General features: G+C 69.4%; 16 protein-coding genes, 1 tRNA gene and 2 pseudogenes. 13 read left to right on the top strand and 6 right to left on the bottom strand.

What is annotated here, in order from left to right; all coding sequences use genetic code 11:
* The 11 genes and pseudogenes from ABD378_RS36930 to ABD378_RS36880 form a co-directional block, all read left to right on the top strand.
* Positions 1–281 (top strand): annotated as a pseudogene (locus ABD378_RS36930) (NADH-quinone oxidoreductase subunit C); the annotation flags it as partial.
* Positions 278–1,246, top strand: a complete 969-nt coding sequence (locus ABD378_RS36925) for a complex I subunit 1/NuoH family protein (RefSeq protein ID WP_344528478.1) — start codon at positions 278–280, stop codon at positions 1,244–1,246. The pseudogene ABD378_RS36930 and the gene ABD378_RS36925, both read left to right, overlap by 4 nt.
* The gene (locus ABD378_RS36920) at positions 1,246–1,797 is read left to right on the top strand and encodes a NuoI/complex I 23 kDa subunit family protein (protein WP_344528476.1); all 552 of its coding nucleotides are present in this window, start codon (positions 1,246–1,248) and stop codon (positions 1,795–1,797) included. Before ABD378_RS36925 ends, ABD378_RS36920 begins: the two co-directional genes overlap by 1 nt.
* Complete coding sequence (locus ABD378_RS36915; RefSeq protein WP_386544241.1) at positions 1,794–2,450, top strand: NADH-quinone oxidoreductase subunit J family protein; 657 nt, start codon at positions 1,794–1,796, stop codon at positions 2,448–2,450. Before ABD378_RS36920 ends, ABD378_RS36915 begins: the two co-directional genes overlap by 4 nt.
* A complete protein-coding gene (nuoK, locus tag ABD378_RS36910; protein ID WP_344528474.1) occupies positions 2,450–2,827 on the top strand; it encodes an NADH-quinone oxidoreductase subunit NuoK in 378 nt (125 codons plus the stop codon). The genes ABD378_RS36915 and nuoK overlap by 1 nt, the downstream gene beginning before the upstream one ends.
* Positions 2,824–4,818, top strand: a complete 1,995-nt coding sequence (locus tag ABD378_RS36905) for an NADH-quinone oxidoreductase subunit 5 family protein (protein ID WP_344528473.1) — start codon at positions 2,824–2,826, stop codon at positions 4,816–4,818. Before nuoK ends, ABD378_RS36905 begins: the two co-directional genes overlap by 4 nt.
* A gap of 6 nt (positions 4,819–4,824) precedes the next feature.
* A complete protein-coding gene (locus tag ABD378_RS36900) occupies positions 4,825–6,423 on the top strand; it encodes an NADH-quinone oxidoreductase subunit M (RefSeq protein ID WP_344528472.1) in 1,599 nt (532 codons plus the stop codon).
* A complete protein-coding gene (locus ABD378_RS36895; RefSeq protein WP_344528470.1) occupies positions 6,420–7,958 on the top strand; it encodes an NADH-quinone oxidoreductase subunit N in 1,539 nt (512 codons plus the stop codon). Before ABD378_RS36900 ends, ABD378_RS36895 begins: the two co-directional genes overlap by 4 nt.
* 197 nt (positions 7,959–8,155) lie before the next feature.
* Positions 8,156–9,019: a zinc metalloprotease HtpX gene (gene htpX, locus ABD378_RS36890; protein WP_344528468.1), complete on the top strand. Its 864-nt coding sequence runs from the start codon at positions 8,156–8,158 to the stop codon at positions 9,017–9,019.
* On the top strand, positions 9,016–9,408 hold the full coding sequence (locus ABD378_RS36885; protein WP_344528466.1) for a YccF domain-containing protein: 393 nt from the start codon (positions 9,016–9,018) through the stop codon (positions 9,406–9,408). The genes htpX and ABD378_RS36885 overlap by 4 nt, the downstream gene beginning before the upstream one ends.
* 123 nt (positions 9,409–9,531) lie before the next feature.
* Positions 9,532–9,798 (top strand): GlsB/YeaQ/YmgE family stress response membrane protein, encoded by a 267-nt coding sequence (locus ABD378_RS36880; RefSeq protein ID WP_344528464.1) that lies wholly within the window; start codon positions 9,532–9,534, stop codon positions 9,796–9,798.
* A 150-nt stretch (positions 9,799–9,948) separates the two neighbouring features.
* Here the strand turns inward: ABD378_RS36880 and ABD378_RS36875 are convergent, their stop codons facing one another.
* Positions 9,949–10,437 (bottom strand): YajQ family cyclic di-GMP-binding protein, encoded by a 489-nt coding sequence (locus ABD378_RS36875; protein WP_249588357.1) that lies wholly within the window; start codon positions 10,435–10,437, stop codon positions 9,949–9,951.
* 201 nt (positions 10,438–10,638) lie between these two features.
* Here ABD378_RS36875 and ABD378_RS36870 point away from each other — a divergent pair.
* A tRNA-Tyr gene (locus tag ABD378_RS36870) sits at positions 10,639–10,720 on the top strand.
* Between the two features lie 202 nt (positions 10,721–10,922).
* Here ABD378_RS36870 and ABD378_RS36865 read toward each other — a convergent pair.
* Both ABD378_RS36865 and ABD378_RS36860 read right to left on the bottom strand, forming a co-directional pair.
* The gene (locus ABD378_RS36865; RefSeq protein ID WP_344528461.1) at positions 10,923–11,570 is read right to left on the bottom strand and encodes an NYN domain-containing protein; all 648 of its coding nucleotides are present in this window, start codon (positions 11,568–11,570) and stop codon (positions 10,923–10,925) included.
* A gap of 106 nt (positions 11,571–11,676) precedes the next feature.
* Positions 11,677–12,885: a DNA sulfur modification protein DndB gene (locus ABD378_RS36860; RefSeq protein ID WP_344528459.1), complete on the bottom strand. Its 1,209-nt coding sequence runs from the start codon at positions 12,883–12,885 to the stop codon at positions 11,677–11,679.
* 238 nt (positions 12,886–13,123) lie between these two features.
* On the opposite strand from ABD378_RS36860, the gene ABD378_RS36855 reads away from it, so the two are divergent.
* Positions 13,124–13,360 (top strand): hypothetical protein, encoded by a 237-nt coding sequence (locus ABD378_RS36855; RefSeq protein WP_344528457.1) that lies wholly within the window; start codon positions 13,124–13,126, stop codon positions 13,358–13,360.
* A gap of 45 nt (positions 13,361–13,405) precedes the next feature.
* Here ABD378_RS36855 and ABD378_RS36850 read toward each other — a convergent pair whose 3' ends face one another.
* From ABD378_RS36850 to ABD378_RS36840, 3 genes and pseudogenes are all read right to left on the bottom strand, one after another.
* On the bottom strand, positions 13,406–13,783 hold the full coding sequence (locus ABD378_RS36850) for a nuclear transport factor 2 family protein (RefSeq protein ID WP_344528455.1): 378 nt from the start codon (positions 13,781–13,783) through the stop codon (positions 13,406–13,408).
* Between the two features lie 87 nt (positions 13,784–13,870).
* Positions 13,871–14,527 (bottom strand): SDR family oxidoreductase, encoded by a 657-nt coding sequence (locus ABD378_RS36845; protein WP_344528453.1) that lies wholly within the window; start codon positions 14,525–14,527, stop codon positions 13,871–13,873.
* A 74-nt stretch (positions 14,528–14,601) separates the two neighbouring features.
* Positions 14,602–15,042, bottom strand: a pseudogene (locus tag ABD378_RS36840) (hydrolase); the annotation flags it as partial.

Below are 15,042 nucleotides of genomic sequence, written 5' to 3'. Positions count from 1 at the left end.
CCGAGGGCGCGCGGCCCGAGGCGCCGACTCCGCGCCGGGCGCGCAGCGTGACCCAGGGCTCGGCGTCCCAGCGCCCGGAGGCTCCGGCTCCCGAGGCACCGGCTCCCGAGGCTGCTGCCGCCGAGCCGGAGCGCGAGAAGCCCGCGGCCAGTTCGGATGCGCCATGGCACCAGGCCCGCCCGGCGTTCGAGGACACCGAGAAGCCCGCTCCGGACGCCAACGACCACCCCGAAGACACCGACCACCCCGAAGACAACAACCGCCCAGGAGGCACGGAGTGACCGACGCGCTCGACGTCGCCCTGCGTCTCCTCATCGTCTTCGGCGTCTTCCTCGTCCTGCCCCTGGTCATCGGCCAGACCGAGCACAAGGTGATGGCCCACATGCAGGGCCGCCTCGGCCCCATGCACGCGGGCGGCTTCCACGGCTGGGCCCAGCTCGTAGCCGACGGCGTCAAGTTCGCGCAGAAGGAAGACGTCGTACCGGCCGATGCCGACCGCCGCATCTTCCAGCTCGCCCCCGCTGTCGCCCTGCTGCCCTACCTCCTCGTCCTGGTGGCCATCCCCATCGGCCCGAGCGAAGGCGCCGTCGGTCAACTCGTAGACGCCGGTATCTTCTTCGTGCTCGCGGTCATGGGCGTCGGCGTACTCGGCTCGCTCATGGCGGGCTGGGCCAGCGCCAACAAGTTCTCCCTCCTCGGCGGCCTGCGCACCGCCGCCCAGCTCCTCGCGTACGAACTCCCGATGCTGCTCGCCGCGGCTTCGGTCGCGATGGCGGCAGGGACGGTCTCGCTGCCCGGCATCCTCAACGCCTTCGAGTGGTGGTGGCTGCCCTGGCAGATCGTCGGCGCCCTCGTCTTCTTCATCGCGGGCCTCGCCGAACTCCAGCGCCCGCCCTTCGACATGCCGGTCGCCGACTCGGAGATCATCTTCGGCGCGTACACCGAGTACACGGGCCTGCGCTTCGCCCTCTTCCTCCTCGCCGAGTACGCGGGCATCGTCGTCCTCTGCGGCCTCACCACCGTCCTCTTCCTCGGCGGCTGGCACGGCCCCTGGGGCGCCGACGGCCTCGGCTGGGTCTGGACCCTCCTGAAGACCGGCGTGCTGGCCTTCCTCGTGATCTGGCTACGCGTCAGTTACCCCCGTCTCCGCGAGGACCAGCTCCAGAAGTTCTCCTGGACCCTCCTCGTCCCGCTCGCCCTCGCGCAGATCGCGCTCACCGGAATCGTGAAGGTGGCGATCAACTAATGCCTCCGATCCCTGGCAGCGGCCTGGCCAAGGGCCTCGCCGTCACCCTCCGCACGATGACGAAGAAGACCGTCACCGAGCAGTACCCCGAGCACCAGCCCGAACTCCCGCCCCGCACCCGGGGCGTCATCGGGCTCTTCGAGGAGAACTGCACGGTCTGCATGCTCTGCGCCCGGGAGTGCCCGGACTGGTGCATCTACATCGACTCCCACAAGGAGACGGTGCCGCCGGCCGTCGAGGGCGGCCGCGAGCGCAGCCGCAACGTCCTCGACCGTTTCGCCATCGACTTCTCCCTCTGCATGTACTGCGGCATCTGCATCGAGGTCTGCCCCTTCGACGCGCTGTTCTGGTCCCCGGAGTTCGAGTACGCCGAGACCGACATCCACGAACTCACCCACGAGCGCGACAAGCTCCGCGACTGGATGTGGACGGTCCCGGCCCCACCGGCCCTGGACCCGGCGGCCGAGGACCCCAAGGAGATCGTCACCGCCCGCAAGGCGGCGGAGAAGCTGGCCGCGGCCCAGGAAGCCGGACCGGAGGCAGACGCGTGACCCTCGCAGCCGCTGCGGCGACAGCAGCCAACACCCCTCTGGCGGCCGACGCCCCCCAGGGCTTCCTCTCCCCGACGGGAGTGGAGATCGCTTTCCTCCTGGTCGGCCTCGTCACCCTCGGCTCGGCGATCGTCACCGTCACCACGAAGCAGCTGGTGCACGCCGCCCTGTGGCTCGTGGCGACGCTCGGCGGCCTGGCCGTCGAGTACCTCCTGCTCACCGCCGAGTTCATCGCCTGGGTCCAGGTCCTGATCTATGTCGGCTCCGTCGTCGTACTCCTCCTCTTCGGTCTGATGCTGACGCGCGCCCCCATCGGCCGCTCCCCGGACGCCGATTCGGGCAACCGCCCGGTCGCGCTCGCGGTGGCCGTCCTCGCCGCCGCCTCCCTGGTCTGGGTGGTCGTCGACGCCTTCCGTACCAACTGGATCGACCTCGACCGCGCCGCCGATGACGCCCAGGGCTCCACCGCCGTGACCGGCGAGTTCCTCTTCAAGCACTGGGTGCTGCCCTTCGAGGCCCTCTCGGTCCTGCTCCTCGCCGCCCTGGTCGGCGCGATCGTCCTCTCCCGCAGGAACGCCCGCATGACCCGCCTGAACGGCGCCCCCGGTGACAGCCCCACGACCGGTGCCCCCAGCGACAAGGAGCAGCGCTGATGCACCTCGCCTATCCCGCCGTCCTGGCCGTCCTCCTTTTCTGCGTAGGCCTGTACGGAGTGCTCGCCCGCCGCAACGCGATCCTGGTCCTGATGTCCGTCGAGCTCATGCTCAACGCCGTCAACCTCAACCTGGTCGCCTTCGACGTCTGGCTCCGCGACGCCCTCCACTCCGGCCAGGCCCTGACCCTCTTCACCATCGCCATCGCCGCGGCGGAGATCGGCATCGGCCTCGCGATCGTCCTGGCGGTCTACCGCAACCGCGGCTCCTCCGCCGTCGACGAACTCCGCGACACCGCCGAGGGCCCCGACGACGACACCGAGGACGCCGTCGGTGAAGAGCTCGCCCCGGCACAGAAGGCTGAGGCCACCGCGTGACCACGACCACCCTCGCCGTACTCGTCCCCCTCCTGCCGTTCCTCGGCGCGGTCGCCGGTCTGCTGCTCGGCCGCACCGTCCCGGGCCTCGTACGCCCCCTCGCGGTGCTGCCCACTCTGGCGGCGCTGGTCCTCGCCGTCCTGGTCGCCGCCCGCCACGGCGGCGGCGCCGACATCGACTCCGCCACCGAGCTCACCCCGACCGGCTCGGTCCCCATCGAACTCGCCCTGCACGTCGACGGCTTCGCCGTCCTGGTCGCCGTCCTGGTCGGCGTCGTCGCCTCCTGCGTGCAGATCTACTCGACGGGCTACCTGCGCGACGACCCGCGCTACCCCTCGTACGCCGCTCTCGTCTCCCTCTTCACCTCCGCGATGCTGCTCGTCGTCTACTCCGGCGACCTGATGGTGCTCCTGGTCGGCTGGGAGATCATGGGCATCTGCTCGTACTTCCTCGTCGGCCACTACTGGGAGACGCCCGAAGCCCGCGCCGCCTCCCTCAAGGCCTTCCTGGTCACCAAGCTCGGCGACGTCCCCTTCCTGATCGGCCTGTTCGCGCTCGCCGTCGACACCGGGTCGTTCCGCATCACGACCGTCCTCGCGACGGTCGCGGGCGGCGGACTCGACCACCCGACGCTGATCGCCCTGCTGCTCCTCGCCGGTGTGGCGGGCAAGTCCGCGCAGTTCCCGCTGCACACCTGGCTGCCCGACGCGATGGCGGGCCCCACCCCCGTCTCCGCGCTCATCCACGCCGCGACGATGGTCGCCGCCGGTGTCTACTTCGTGGCCCGGCTCCTCCCGGTCTTCGCCGCGTCGGCGGCAGCACTGGTCGTCCTCGCCGTCATGGCTGCCGTCACGATGGCAGGATCGGCCATCGCCGCGCTCGCCCAGGACGACATCAAGCGCGTCCTCGCCTACTCGACGATCGGCCAGCTCGGCTATCTGACCGGCGCCCTCGCCGTCGGCGAGCGCGGCGCCGCCGTCTTCCACCTCCTGTCGCACGGCGCCTTCAAGGCGCTCCTCTTCCTCGGCGCGGGCGTGATCATCCACGCCGCCGGCACCAACTCCCTCGCCGCGATGTCCCGCATGAAGGGCCTGCGCGACCGGGTCCCCGATGCCTTCTGGACGATGACCGTGGCGCTCCTCGCGCTCGCCGCGATCCCGCCGTTCAGCGGCTTCTTCTCCAAGGAAGCCGTCCTGGGCGCCGCCGAGCACGCGGCCACCGGCCACTCCGAGACCGCCCCCAGCTCGGCGGGCTGGATCGTCCTGGTCGCCGGTCTGCTGACCGCCCTCCTCACCGCCGCCTACGCGACGCGCCTGTGGCTGCTCGCCTTCAACGGCAAGGGCCCCGAAGCCCCCGACCACGGCCGCCAGCCGATCACGATGACCGCCGTGCTCTGGGTGCTCGCCGTCCCCTCACTCGCCTTCGGCCTCACCGTCGGCGTCCTGCCGGACTGGTTCGACGGCCACTCGCTCACCCCGACCCTCACCACCTCCGTACTCGGCACGGGACTCGCCCTCGTCGGCGGGCTCGTCACGTACGGCGCGTGGCGCCACACCACGGCGCTCGCGGCCCAGCACCCGATGGGCGCGGTCGCCGCGGACTCGGGAGCCGACGGAGGTCTGGTCGAGGCCGAGGCCATCGCCACGCACACCCCCGCCTACGGAGACGTGGCAGCCGCCCACGATCCGGCCGACCCCGGCCGCCTCCTGCTCGGCCCGCTGCACCGGCACGCCGCCGTCGGCTTCCACCTCGACGCCGTCTACGCCGCCCTGTTCGTGCGCCCCGTCCAGGCCGCGGCAAGCCTCGTGCGCTTCCTCGACCGCGAGGTCGTCGAGACGTACGTACGCGGCGCGGGCACCGCACCCCGCTGGCTCGGCGCGGCCGTCCGCCGCGCGCAGACCGGCAATGTGCAGACCTACCTGAGCGCGCTGCTCGCAGGCACCGTCGTCCTGGCTGTCGCCGCCGTCATCGTCGCCACCGTCGGAGCGTGAGCAGCCGTGATCGATATCAGTGAATCCTTGATGCAGCTTCTTCTCGCGTTGATCGTGGTCGGCCCGCTCATCGGCGCCGTGGCCGCCCTGCTCCCGGCCCCGCCCGGACTGAAGGGGAAGTCGCCCGACCAGGCCGTGCTCCGGCATGGGGTGGTCGTGACCGGCGTGATCCTCATCGCCGCGCTCGTCCTGACCCTCGGCTTCGACCATGACCACCCGTCAAAGATGCAGGCCACGACCGATATCAGCTGGATCCCCGCACTCGACGTGCGCATCCACCTCGGCATCGACGGCATCTCGCTCCCCCTCCTGGTCCTGACCGCGCTGCTGACCTTCCTCTGCGCGCTGTACTCCTACTTCAAAATGCCTACGGGCCCGTCTCCCAAGGCATTTGTCGCGCTGATCCTCGTGCTCGAGTCCGGCACCCTCGCGACCTTCGCCGTCCTCGACCTGCTGCTGTTCTTCCTGGCGTTCGAGATGGTCCTCATCCCGATGTACTTCCTCATCGCCCGCTGGGGCGGAGCCCAACGCACGCAAGCGGCTTGGAAGTTCATCCTCTACACGCTGCTCGGCTCCGTCGTGATGCTGCTCGGTCTCCTCCTCATCGGCCTCAAGTCCGGCACATTTGACATGGTGGCACTCGCCACTGACAACGACCCGGCCCTGAGCACATCCGTGCAGGTCATCGCCGTTCTGGCGATCGGGATCGGGCTCGCGGTCAAGACGCCGATGTGGCCGCTGCACAGCTGGCTGCCGGACGCGCACACCGCCGCGCCCACCGTCGGCTCGGTCCTGCTGGCCGGCGTGCTGCTGAAGATGGGCACGTACGGCTTCGTCCGGATCCTGCTGCCGATCGCGCCCGACGGGATGCAGACCTTCGCGCCGTACCTCGCGGCCTTCGCCGTGGTCGGGATCATTTACGGATCGCTCGCCTGCCTCGCCCTCGCCAAGCAGGGCGCGAAGGGCGACCTCAAGCGCCTCATCGCGTACTCGTCCGTGGGCCACATGGGCTTCGTGCTCCTCGGCATCTCGACGATGAGCCCGACCGGCGTGAACGGCGCGCTGTTCGCCAACATCGCGCACGGCCTCATCACCGGCCTGCTGTTCTTCCTCGTCGGCGCGCTGAAGGACCGCACCGGCACCAGCGACCTCGACACCCTCGCGCAGGAATCGGGCGCCGCGCTCTACGGCAAGGCCCCCCGCCTCGGCGGCCTCCTCGCCTTCGGCGCCGTCGCCTCGCTCGGACTGCCGGGCCTCGCCGGGTTCTGGGGCGAAATGCTCGCCCTGTTCGGCGCGTTCAAGCCCGCCGACGGTCTCAGCCGCCCGGCCTTCCTCACCTTCATGGCGATCGCCGCCTTCGGCACCCTGCTCACCGCCGCGTACATGCTCATCGTCGTACGCCGTGTCTGCATGGGCCCGGTGGCTCAGGGGCCCCAGGGCGCCGCCAAGACCGACACCCCGGCGCTCGCCGACGTCCAGGGCTATGAGTTCGCCGCCTGGACCCCGCTCGTCGCCCTCACCGTCCTCGCCGGACTCTGGCCCGCCGCTCTGCTCGGCCTCACCGACCCGGCCGTGCAGCAGCTCCTCTCAGGAGGCAAGTCGTGACCGTGGCCGCCGAAAGCGCCGCCGGCGTCGTCCAGTCCGTCGACTGGCTCGCGATCGCTCCGCCCACCATCGCGGCGGTCGTCGGTCTCCTCGTGCTCGTCGCCGACCTCTTCGTGGGCGACAAGAAGAAGGCGCTGCTCGGCTGGATCTCCGTGGCGGGTCTCGCCGTCGCCGGGCTCTCCCTGCTGCCGATCCTGAACGACGACCGGTCGACGTTCTGCCTGACCGGCGGCGCGGACGCCTGCAGCTACACCGCCGACCGCTTCACGCTCGTCATCCAACTGCTCGTCATCGGCGGCGCCTTGCTGGCCGCTCTGCTCTCGATGAGCGCCCTCAAGGACGCGAACGGCACCGGCAAGGAACTCCCCGAAGGGGAGTTCTGGTTCCTGCTGCTCTCCTCGGCCGCGGGCGCCGCGCTGCTGCCCGCGTCGCGTGACCTCGCCACGCTGATCGTCGCCCTCGAAGTCGCCTCGCTGCCCGCCTTCGCGCTCGTCGGCCTGCGGCACGGCGACAAGCGGTCCTCCGAAGCGGCCCTGAAGTTCTTCCTCTCCTCCGTCACCGCGACCGCCGTGACGCTGATGGGCGTCAGCTTCGTGTACGCCGCGACAGGCACCCTGCACCTCACGGAGGTCGCCACCGAGCTCCGGCAGGTGGACGGTCAGCTGGACACGCTCGCCCAGACCGGCGTCGCCCTCACCCTCGTCGGCTTCGCCTTCAAGGTGGCCGCCGTGCCCTTCCACTTCTGGGTGCCCGACACCTACGTAGGCGCGCCGCTGCCGGTCGCCGCCTACCTGTCCGTCGTCGGCAAAGCGGTCGGCTTCACCGGCCTGATCCTCGTCACCGTCGTCGCCTTCCCCTCGTACGCGGACGTGTGGGGCCCGGCACTTGCCGTGCTCGCCGCCCTCACCATGACCGCGGGCAACGTGGCGGCGCTGCGCCAGCAGGCCACGCGCGCGTACAGCGCGGTCCGCCTGCTCGCCTGGTCCTCGGTCGGCCAGGCCGGATACCTCCTGGTGCCGATCGCCGCGGCCGGATACGCCGACAACCCCGCGGAGGCGGAGAAGGCCATCGGCTCCACCGTCGCGTACGCCCTCATGTACGCGGCCGTGAACCTCGGAGCCTTCGCCGTCGCCGCGCTCGTCGGCCGTACGCAGCGCCTGAACCGCGTCAGCGACTACCGCGGCCTGTACGCCAGGAGCCCTCTCGCGGCCCTGGTGCTCGGCTTCTTCCTGCTCTGCCTCGCGGGCCTGCCGCCGGGCATCATCGGCCTCTTCGCGAAGGTCACCGTCTTCTCGGCGGCGGTCGACGCGGGCCTTGGCTGGCTCGCCGTGGTGATGGCCGTGAACGTAGTGATCGCGCTCTTCTACTACCTCCAGTGGACGGCGCTGCTGTTCCGCGCCCCGGAGGGCGAGCCGGTCAAGCACCGCGTCCCGGCACCCCTGACGGCGGCCATCGCCCTGACCGCGGTCCTCGGCATCGCGCTCTCCGGAGCGCCGCAACTCGTCCTGAGGTTCTCCGACACGGGCCTCTTCTGACGCGTCCCCGTCTCCGTAGACCCCCGTAGGGCCCGCTCCGGGCGTCACCCGAGCGGCCCACACCGCTCCTGCCCGCTCCTGCGCGCACAAGGGAACTAGTGCTCCCCGCCTGGCGTTGACCAGTACGGGAGGGTCCACTGAAGAGTGGAAGCACCAGTAGACAGAGGGTTCCCCCACGCACCACAGGAGGGCGTACCGTGCACCGCCGGCACAACGGGCTGAAGACCGCCGTACTCCTCGGGGGACTGTCCGCTCTCATCCTCGTCATCGGTAGTTTCTTCGGACGTACGGGCCTGATCGTCGCGCTCTTCGTGGCGCTCGGCACCAACGCGTACGCGTACTGGAACAGCGACAAGCTCGCCCTGCGCGCCATGCGCGCGCGCCCGGTGAGCGAATTCGAGGCCCCCGAGCTGTACCGCATGGTCCGCGAGCTCTCCACCCAGGCCCGCCAGCCCATGCCCCGGCTCTACATCTCGCCCACCGAGGCGCCGAACGCGTTCGCGACGGGCCGCAATCCGCGCAACGCGGCCGTGTGCTGCACCGACGGCATCCTGCGCCTCCTGGACGAGCGTGAGCTGCGCGGCGTCATCGGCCACGAACTCAGCCATGTCTACAACCGCGACATCCTGATCTCGTCGGTCGCAGGCGCACTCGCCTCGGTGATCATGTTCCTGGTCAACTTCGCCTGGCTGATCCCGATCGGCAGGTCGAACGACAACGACGGCCCCGGCATCTTCGGCATGCTCCTGATCATGCTCCTGGGTCCGCTGGCCGCCTCCGTCATCCAACTCGCGATCAGCCGCTCCAGGGAGTACGAGGCCGACGCGTCCGGCGCGCAGCTCACAGGGGACCCACTGGCCCTCGCGAGCGCCCTGCGTAAGCTCGACGCGGGCACCAAGCAGCTTCCGCTGCCGCCCGAGCCCCGCCTTGAGACGGCAAGTCACATGATGATTGCGAACCCTTTCCGTCCGGGGCAGGGCATGTCCAAGATGTTCTCCACGCATCCGCCGATGGCGGAGCGCATTGCCCGGCTCGAGCAGATGGCAGGTCGCCACCAGTGAAGACAATCCTCAACGTCATTTGGCTCGTCCTGTGCGGCTTCTGGATGTTCCTCGGCTATCTGCTGGCCGGAGCGCTCCTGTGCATCACGATCATCGGCATCCCGTTCGGAGTCGCCAGCTTCCGGATCGGCCGCTATGCCCTGTGGCCCTTCGGCTACACGACAGTTGAGCGCCGCGACGCGGGCGCGCCGTCCTGCATCGTGAACGTCCTGTGGCTGATCCTCGCGGGCTGGTGGCTCGCGCTCGGCCACATCGTCACCGGCTTCCTCCTGTGCATCACGATCATCGGCATCCCGCTGGGCATCGCCAACTTCAAGCTGATCCCGGTGTCGTTGATGCCGCTCGGCCGCGAAATCGTGCGTACGGACCAGCCGTTCGCGCAGCGCTGACGCGACCGCACGGCCCAGAGCCGCGGCTGTGGCATACGCCGCACCTCGCCGATCACCGCAACCGCGCCCCTCTCTTGTGACGTCCTTCAGGACAACAGCACGACAGAGGGGCAGGTTCACCGCATGGGCATCATCAGCTGGATCGTTCTGGGGCTGCTCGCCGGTGCCGTGGCCAAGGTCCTGCTGCCGGGCCGCGACCCGGGCGGCTTCATCGGCACGACCGTCATCGGCATCGCGGGCGCCTTCATCGGCGGCTGGATCTCCGCCCGCTATCTCGACCGCCCGATAGCCAACGACTTCTACGACGGCGCGACCTGGGCAGCCGCGATCGGCGGCTCACTCGTCCTGCTCGTCGCCTACCGCATCCTCTTCGGCCACTCGCGCCGCTGAGGCCACGCGCCCCAGAGGCGCCGATCCCCCGATCTGCGGCCAGCAGCAAGGGCGGGCACCCGACCCGGGTGCCCGCCCTCCGGCGCAGTACGACGAGAAATCACCAGTACTCACCAGTACTCACCAGTACTCACCAGTGCTTACTGGCAACTACCGGTAGTTCGCGAACTGCACCGCGAAGTCGAAGTCCTGCCCCTTGAGCAGCGCCTGTACGGCCTGCAGGTCGTCGCGGCTCTTCGAGCTGACCCGCAGCTCGTCGCCCTGGACCTGCGCCTTGACGCCCTTCGGGCCCTCATCGCGGATGATCTTGGCAACCTTCTTCGCGTTCTCCTGGGAGATGCCCTCCTCGATCGAGGCGAAGATCTTGTACTCCTTGCCTGACAGCTGCGGCTCGCCCGCGTCCAGCGACTTCAGCGAGATGCCGCGCTTGATCAGCTTGGACTGGAAGATGTCGAGGATCGCCTTGACCCGCTCCTCGCCATTCGCCTCCATCAGGATCTTCTCGCCGGACCAGGCGATCGAGGCGCCCGTGCCCTTGAAGTCGTAGCGCTGCGAGATCTCCTTGGCGGCCTGGTTGAGGGCGTTGTCGACCTCCTGCCGCTCGACCTTCGAGACGATGTCGAAACTGGAGTCGGCCATGTCCTGTGGCTCCTTGTATCGGGGTCTGCGTACTCAGCTGGTGCACGGCCTTCGGTCCCTGGCCGTATCCGCAAAGCCTAGCCACCGCCCCCGCGCCGGGCGCTGATCAATCGGGTGGCGAAGCACCCCTGTGCATCAGGTATCGTTTACGTCGTTGCCACGGAGCGCCGCGCCAAGCGAACGATTCCAGGCAGCGACCCAGGCGGTGTGCCCGAGCGGCCAAAGGGAGCAGACTGTAAATCTGCCGGCTCAGCCTTCCCAGGTTCGAATCCTGGCGCCGCCACACGACCGAGAGGGTCCGTCCCCAGCAAATACGCTGGGAACGGGCCCTCTCGTCGTTGCTCGGGCAGTAGAGCCGTTTGTGGTTCGACGCCAGAGCTCAGCCAAGCCTGCCGACACAGTGGCGTGACGAAGGCCATACGGGTGCTCCACGCGGCCCCAGGGCGGGGACGGCTCACGGAGCCGCAGTGCGTCCCGGGAGCGCCTCACTTCCACTTGGCCGGCCGCGAGTACAGCGCGCCCGACGTGGTGTCCTGAACGACCGGCGGCAGCTGGCTGGCCCGCAATGCGGTCTCATTGATGTTGAAGTGCCCCACCGTCGTGAAGTACTTACTGAGCCGCACCTGTCCCGGTGGCAACGCCATGTACACGGACCGGGACGGGCATACCCGCTGTGCTGCTTCGACAGCGGGCACCAGGTCCGTGTCGGCGGAGACGATCAGTGCGACATCGGACGCCCCGGTCGCGCTGTCCTCCACAAGGCGCGCTCCGATGGCCACGTCGGTGGCCTTCTCCTCGTACGTCCGGTAGATGTGCGGCGGGGTGCATGCACACACCCAGCACGTCCGGCACTCCCTGCAGCGCGGCTTCTTCTCGACGAACCGTCCGAGGACCGTTTCCACCTCCCCCTGGCTGTGTGCGACCAGGGCGTCGAGATACGTCGATTGATTCGCGGCCGCCGTAGGCTCTCCGCGCACCGGAGCAGTGAAGTAGCGCACGCCGATCAATGTGTCCGTCGGCCGTAGTCGTCTGACCAGCGCGGCGAGGTCCAACCAGTAATAGCGGTGACCATGCTTGGCGCGCATTCCGTAGTAGAGATTGAAGCCGTCGACGTAGGCGATGACGGTGCTCACGAGCTTCTCCCGGGCCGAGAGGCCGGCTGTTAGGCTGCATGTACGAGATCGGCGCATGCCGACAGGAACGGCCCCGGCGACGGGGCCGTTTTTTTGCGCGCCTGGACTAGGCGGAAACGGGCTCGGAGCTGGTGCGTCCGTGTCGGATCTGTTGGTACGCGCCGCTCTCCGGATCACTCAAGGCGGTATGTACGGCGTACGCGGACTGCTTGGGCCCGTTGGCCGTGTAGTTGCCGGTGGGTGTCTTGCTCAGTGCCGTCCCCAGCCAGTGGTCGCCCTTGTGCCAGTCGACCTCCTTCAAGGTCCGAAGCAGGTCCTCACGGCACTCGTCACGTCGCTCCACCGGGGCCGAGATCAGGGTCTTGCCCATGGCGCCGACGGCAGCGAGGACGCTGCCCATACCCGTGACGCACCCGTCGCGGTCGGCGAACTCGACGCCGAAAGCGTCTGTGTACGCCGTGAGCCAGTCGTGGGCAACAGACTTGAGCTCGTCCAGGTCGACATGGTCGAGCGGCGCTGGTTTGGTCCCGTACTGGACCCCGGAGATGCCGTGCACGATGTTGATCACGAACTGTCGGAGGTCCTGCAGCTTGACCACTTTGGGGCTGTTCCGCTTGAGCTGACGGGAGATCCGCTCAACCCTTCCCTTGAGGAAGGGGACATCTTCCGAGAGGCTGCTGACGAGGGCCATCAGTGGATCCGTGGTGTCCATCGACAGGGCGATGGCTGAATTGACCCTGACTCCCAGCCAGTTGAGGTCGTGGAAGAACTGCCTCGCCTGCAGCGAACTCCTGTCGTCGTGCACGACGGCACTCAGATAGGCGCTCTCATGCCGCTCCTTGACGTCCTGCGGCATGCTCGGGTCTCGCTGTAGGTCGTAGTGGCTCGCCAGCTGCGTCTCGCCGTCGATCGCGATCAGGCGCCAGCCGTGCGGCACGCAGAGGAAGCGCTGCAGATGACCCTTGTCGGCGAACTCGTGGATCGACAGGGGCCGTTCCGTCCACAGGTGGATCGGGGGCAGCACCCCTACCTTCTCGCCTGTCACATGGCGCCGGATGTAGCGGGCGTAGGTGGGGATGTTGGATTTCTTGTTGCCGTCCATGGAGCGTTGGACCTCGGAGTGCAGCTCGACGTCACGATCGGTGACATCTGCGGGCCGCATCTTTAGATCTGGCTGCAGGACTACCGGGTCGTGGGTGATGACTCGCAGCTGGCGGAACTGCACCTGGATGTGCGTGGTGTGTTCGTCGACGCTCATGCACCGGATGAAGATCCCCGCCGACAGGTCGAGCGGCGCTGTGCTCAGCGTTGCCAACTTCCCCACCTACATCCAGAGTTGAGCCAGGCCTCGTTGCCGACACTCCCACCATAGGACTCAACTCGAGTTGGTCGCTTGGGTTTCTCGAGAAAGACTTCTATGTAGCTCGAGATGGCGGGGACTCAAGGGGGGCGAGCGTGCTCCTCGCCGAACGGCCTGATGCTGTCGGTTCTCCGGCCGACCGGTGATCTTGCGGAAACGCAAGTCGGAGGGGGTCTTTTCGTACGCTGAGGCCATGCCGTCAATGTCGTCCGTGCCCTCCCCATCGCGCCGCAGGAACTGCCCCGAGTGCCGCCGTGAAATCGCCGTCGTCGGGGGTCGGTTCGCTCGCCACGACCCGCCGGGCCAGCGGGGCAGTGGTGACCTCGTGTCCTGCCCGGGCTCGCGCAGGCAGGCCCTGCTGGGCGCCGCACAGCCCGCTCTGGACGGCTACACGGTGCCGGACTTCCCCGGCCAGCTCCCGCTCTTCTGAGGCGCTCTCACGGCTTTCCAGGGCGCCTGGTGGGGCCTGGGGCGGTCATGGCTGCCGTACGTCCATCCGGCTCACCAGACCGTCGTCCCGGAACGTGTAGACGTGCTCGACCGTCGTCGGCGCCCAGTGATCACCTGTCCCGTCCCGCAGCCCGGGCCGCACGGTCGCCACGACCCGCCGCCCGTCGTCGTCGAGCCGCAGCCGCTCCAGGTGCACCAGGGGGTGCATCACCGCGAACTGCCGTGCCCAGTAGGCGCGGACCGCCGCGATGCCGCGGGCACGGGTGTTGTCCAGGAGGTTCGGCCAGTTCACATCGGGGGCCAGGGAGCGGGGGATGAACGCATCGCGCTCTTCGGTACTGAAGACGGCGTACATCTGCCGCAGGAGGGCTTCCTGCGCGGCGGGCACATCGGAAGCAGGCATGGCGTTCCTTACGTAGGCGGCACCTCAAGCCAAGCACCGCCCCGCCCGCCGAACATCCCTCAGAAGACCGACTTCGCCGTACGGACGTCAGTTCCCCGCAACGGACTTGACCGCCACGGACACCGGCGTGGACCCGCTGACCAGCTCCAGGGTCAGGCCTGCCGTCGCCGATGAATCGACGAGCTCCGCGAGCACCGCGGCCACGTCGTCACGCGGGATCGGCCCACGCCCGGTCGACGCCTCCAGGCGCACGAGACCGGTGCCCGCGTCGTCCGTCAGCATGCCGGGGCGCAGAATCGTCCAGTCCAGGGCCTTGCGGCCGCGTACGGAGGCATCGGCCTCGCCCTTGGCCCGCAGGTAGGCGTCGAAGATCTCGTCGCCCTTGTGCGCGGGGTCCGCGCCCATCGACGACACCACTACGTAGCGCCGCACTCCGGCGCGCTCCGCGGCGTCCGCGAAGAGCACGGCGGCATCGCGGTCCACGGTGTTCTTGCGGTCGGCCCCGCTGCCAGGACCCGCGCCTGCCGCGAAGACAGCCGCGTCGGCGCCCTCCAGAAGCCCGGCGACCTCGTCGACGGACGCCGACTCCAGGTCGCACAGGGCCGCTTCGGCACCCGCGTCCCGCAGATCGGCTTCCTGCCCGCCTCTGCGGACGAGCCCGACGACCTCGTCACCCCGCGCGGCGAGCAACCGCTCGAGCCGCAGCGCGATCTGACCATGACCTCCAGCGATGACAATGCGCATGTCTCCGACCGTACGGCAGCCCCCGCATGTTCGCCCCGCGCACGCGGGTGCACGTCAGGAGGCGTCGCCCGCCCTCACGACGGTTCCGCGCCCGTCGACCGCCCCGGTCCCGCCCCCTTCGACCGACCCTGCCGCGGCAGGTCCAGCGCCACGGCGGCAGCCGAATCGCAGTACTCCCGCACGGCGCTCGTCCGTGCCACCACGCGCCCCCGGTGCACCACGATGCGGCTGTACGCGAGCGAGAGCGCCCCCGCGAGATGGTCGCCACGCACCGCGAGCAGCTCGGCGGGGAATCCGGCCTCCACCCGCACCTGGGGGAGCCCCATGGCGGCCCGTGCTGCGGCGCTGACCGTGCCGTACGCGTCCTCGGGGCGAAGACCGCACCGCGAGGCCAGCAGATAGGCGGCCTCCAGCGGATCCCCGCGCCCCACGGGGTTCGACACGTCCCGCATGGCCCCGCTGCCCGCGGCGACCCGCACCCCGGCCGCCCGCAGCAGCCGGACCGGCGCCACGGC

This window comes from Streptomyces rectiviolaceus (assembly GCF_039533825.1).
Lineage (GTDB): Bacteria > Actinomycetota > Actinomycetes > Streptomycetales > Streptomycetaceae > Streptomyces > Streptomyces rectiviolaceus.
Note: the sequence above shows the minus strand (reverse complement) of the source record. Positions and strands in the feature narration are given on the sequence as shown.

Bases quoted from the DNA above. Each gene is read 5' to 3' on its own strand.
- ABD378_RS36880 (WP_344528464.1), top strand. From the start codon at position 9,532: ATGGGCATCATCAGCTGGATCGTTCTGGGGCTGCTCGCCGGTGCCGTG.
- ABD378_RS36845 (WP_344528453.1), bottom strand. From the start codon at position 14,527: ATGCGCATTGTCATCGCTGGAGGTCATGGTCAGATCGCGCTGCGGCTC.
- ABD378_RS36875 (WP_249588357.1), bottom strand. From the start codon at position 10,437: ATGGCCGACTCCAGTTTCGACATCGTCTCGAAGGTCGAGCGGCAGGAG.
- ABD378_RS36850 (WP_344528455.1), bottom strand. From the start codon at position 13,783: ATGCCTGCTTCCGATGTGCCCGCCGCGCAGGAAGCCCTCCTGCGGCAG.
- ABD378_RS36920 (WP_344528476.1), top strand. From the start codon at position 1,246: ATGCCTCCGATCCCTGGCAGCGGCCTGGCCAAGGGCCTCGCCGTCACC.
- nuoK (WP_344528474.1), top strand. From the start codon at position 2,450: ATGCACCTCGCCTATCCCGCCGTCCTGGCCGTCCTCCTTTTCTGCGTA.
- ABD378_RS36855 (WP_344528457.1), top strand. From the start codon at position 13,124: ATGCCGTCAATGTCGTCCGTGCCCTCCCCATCGCGCCGCAGGAACTGC.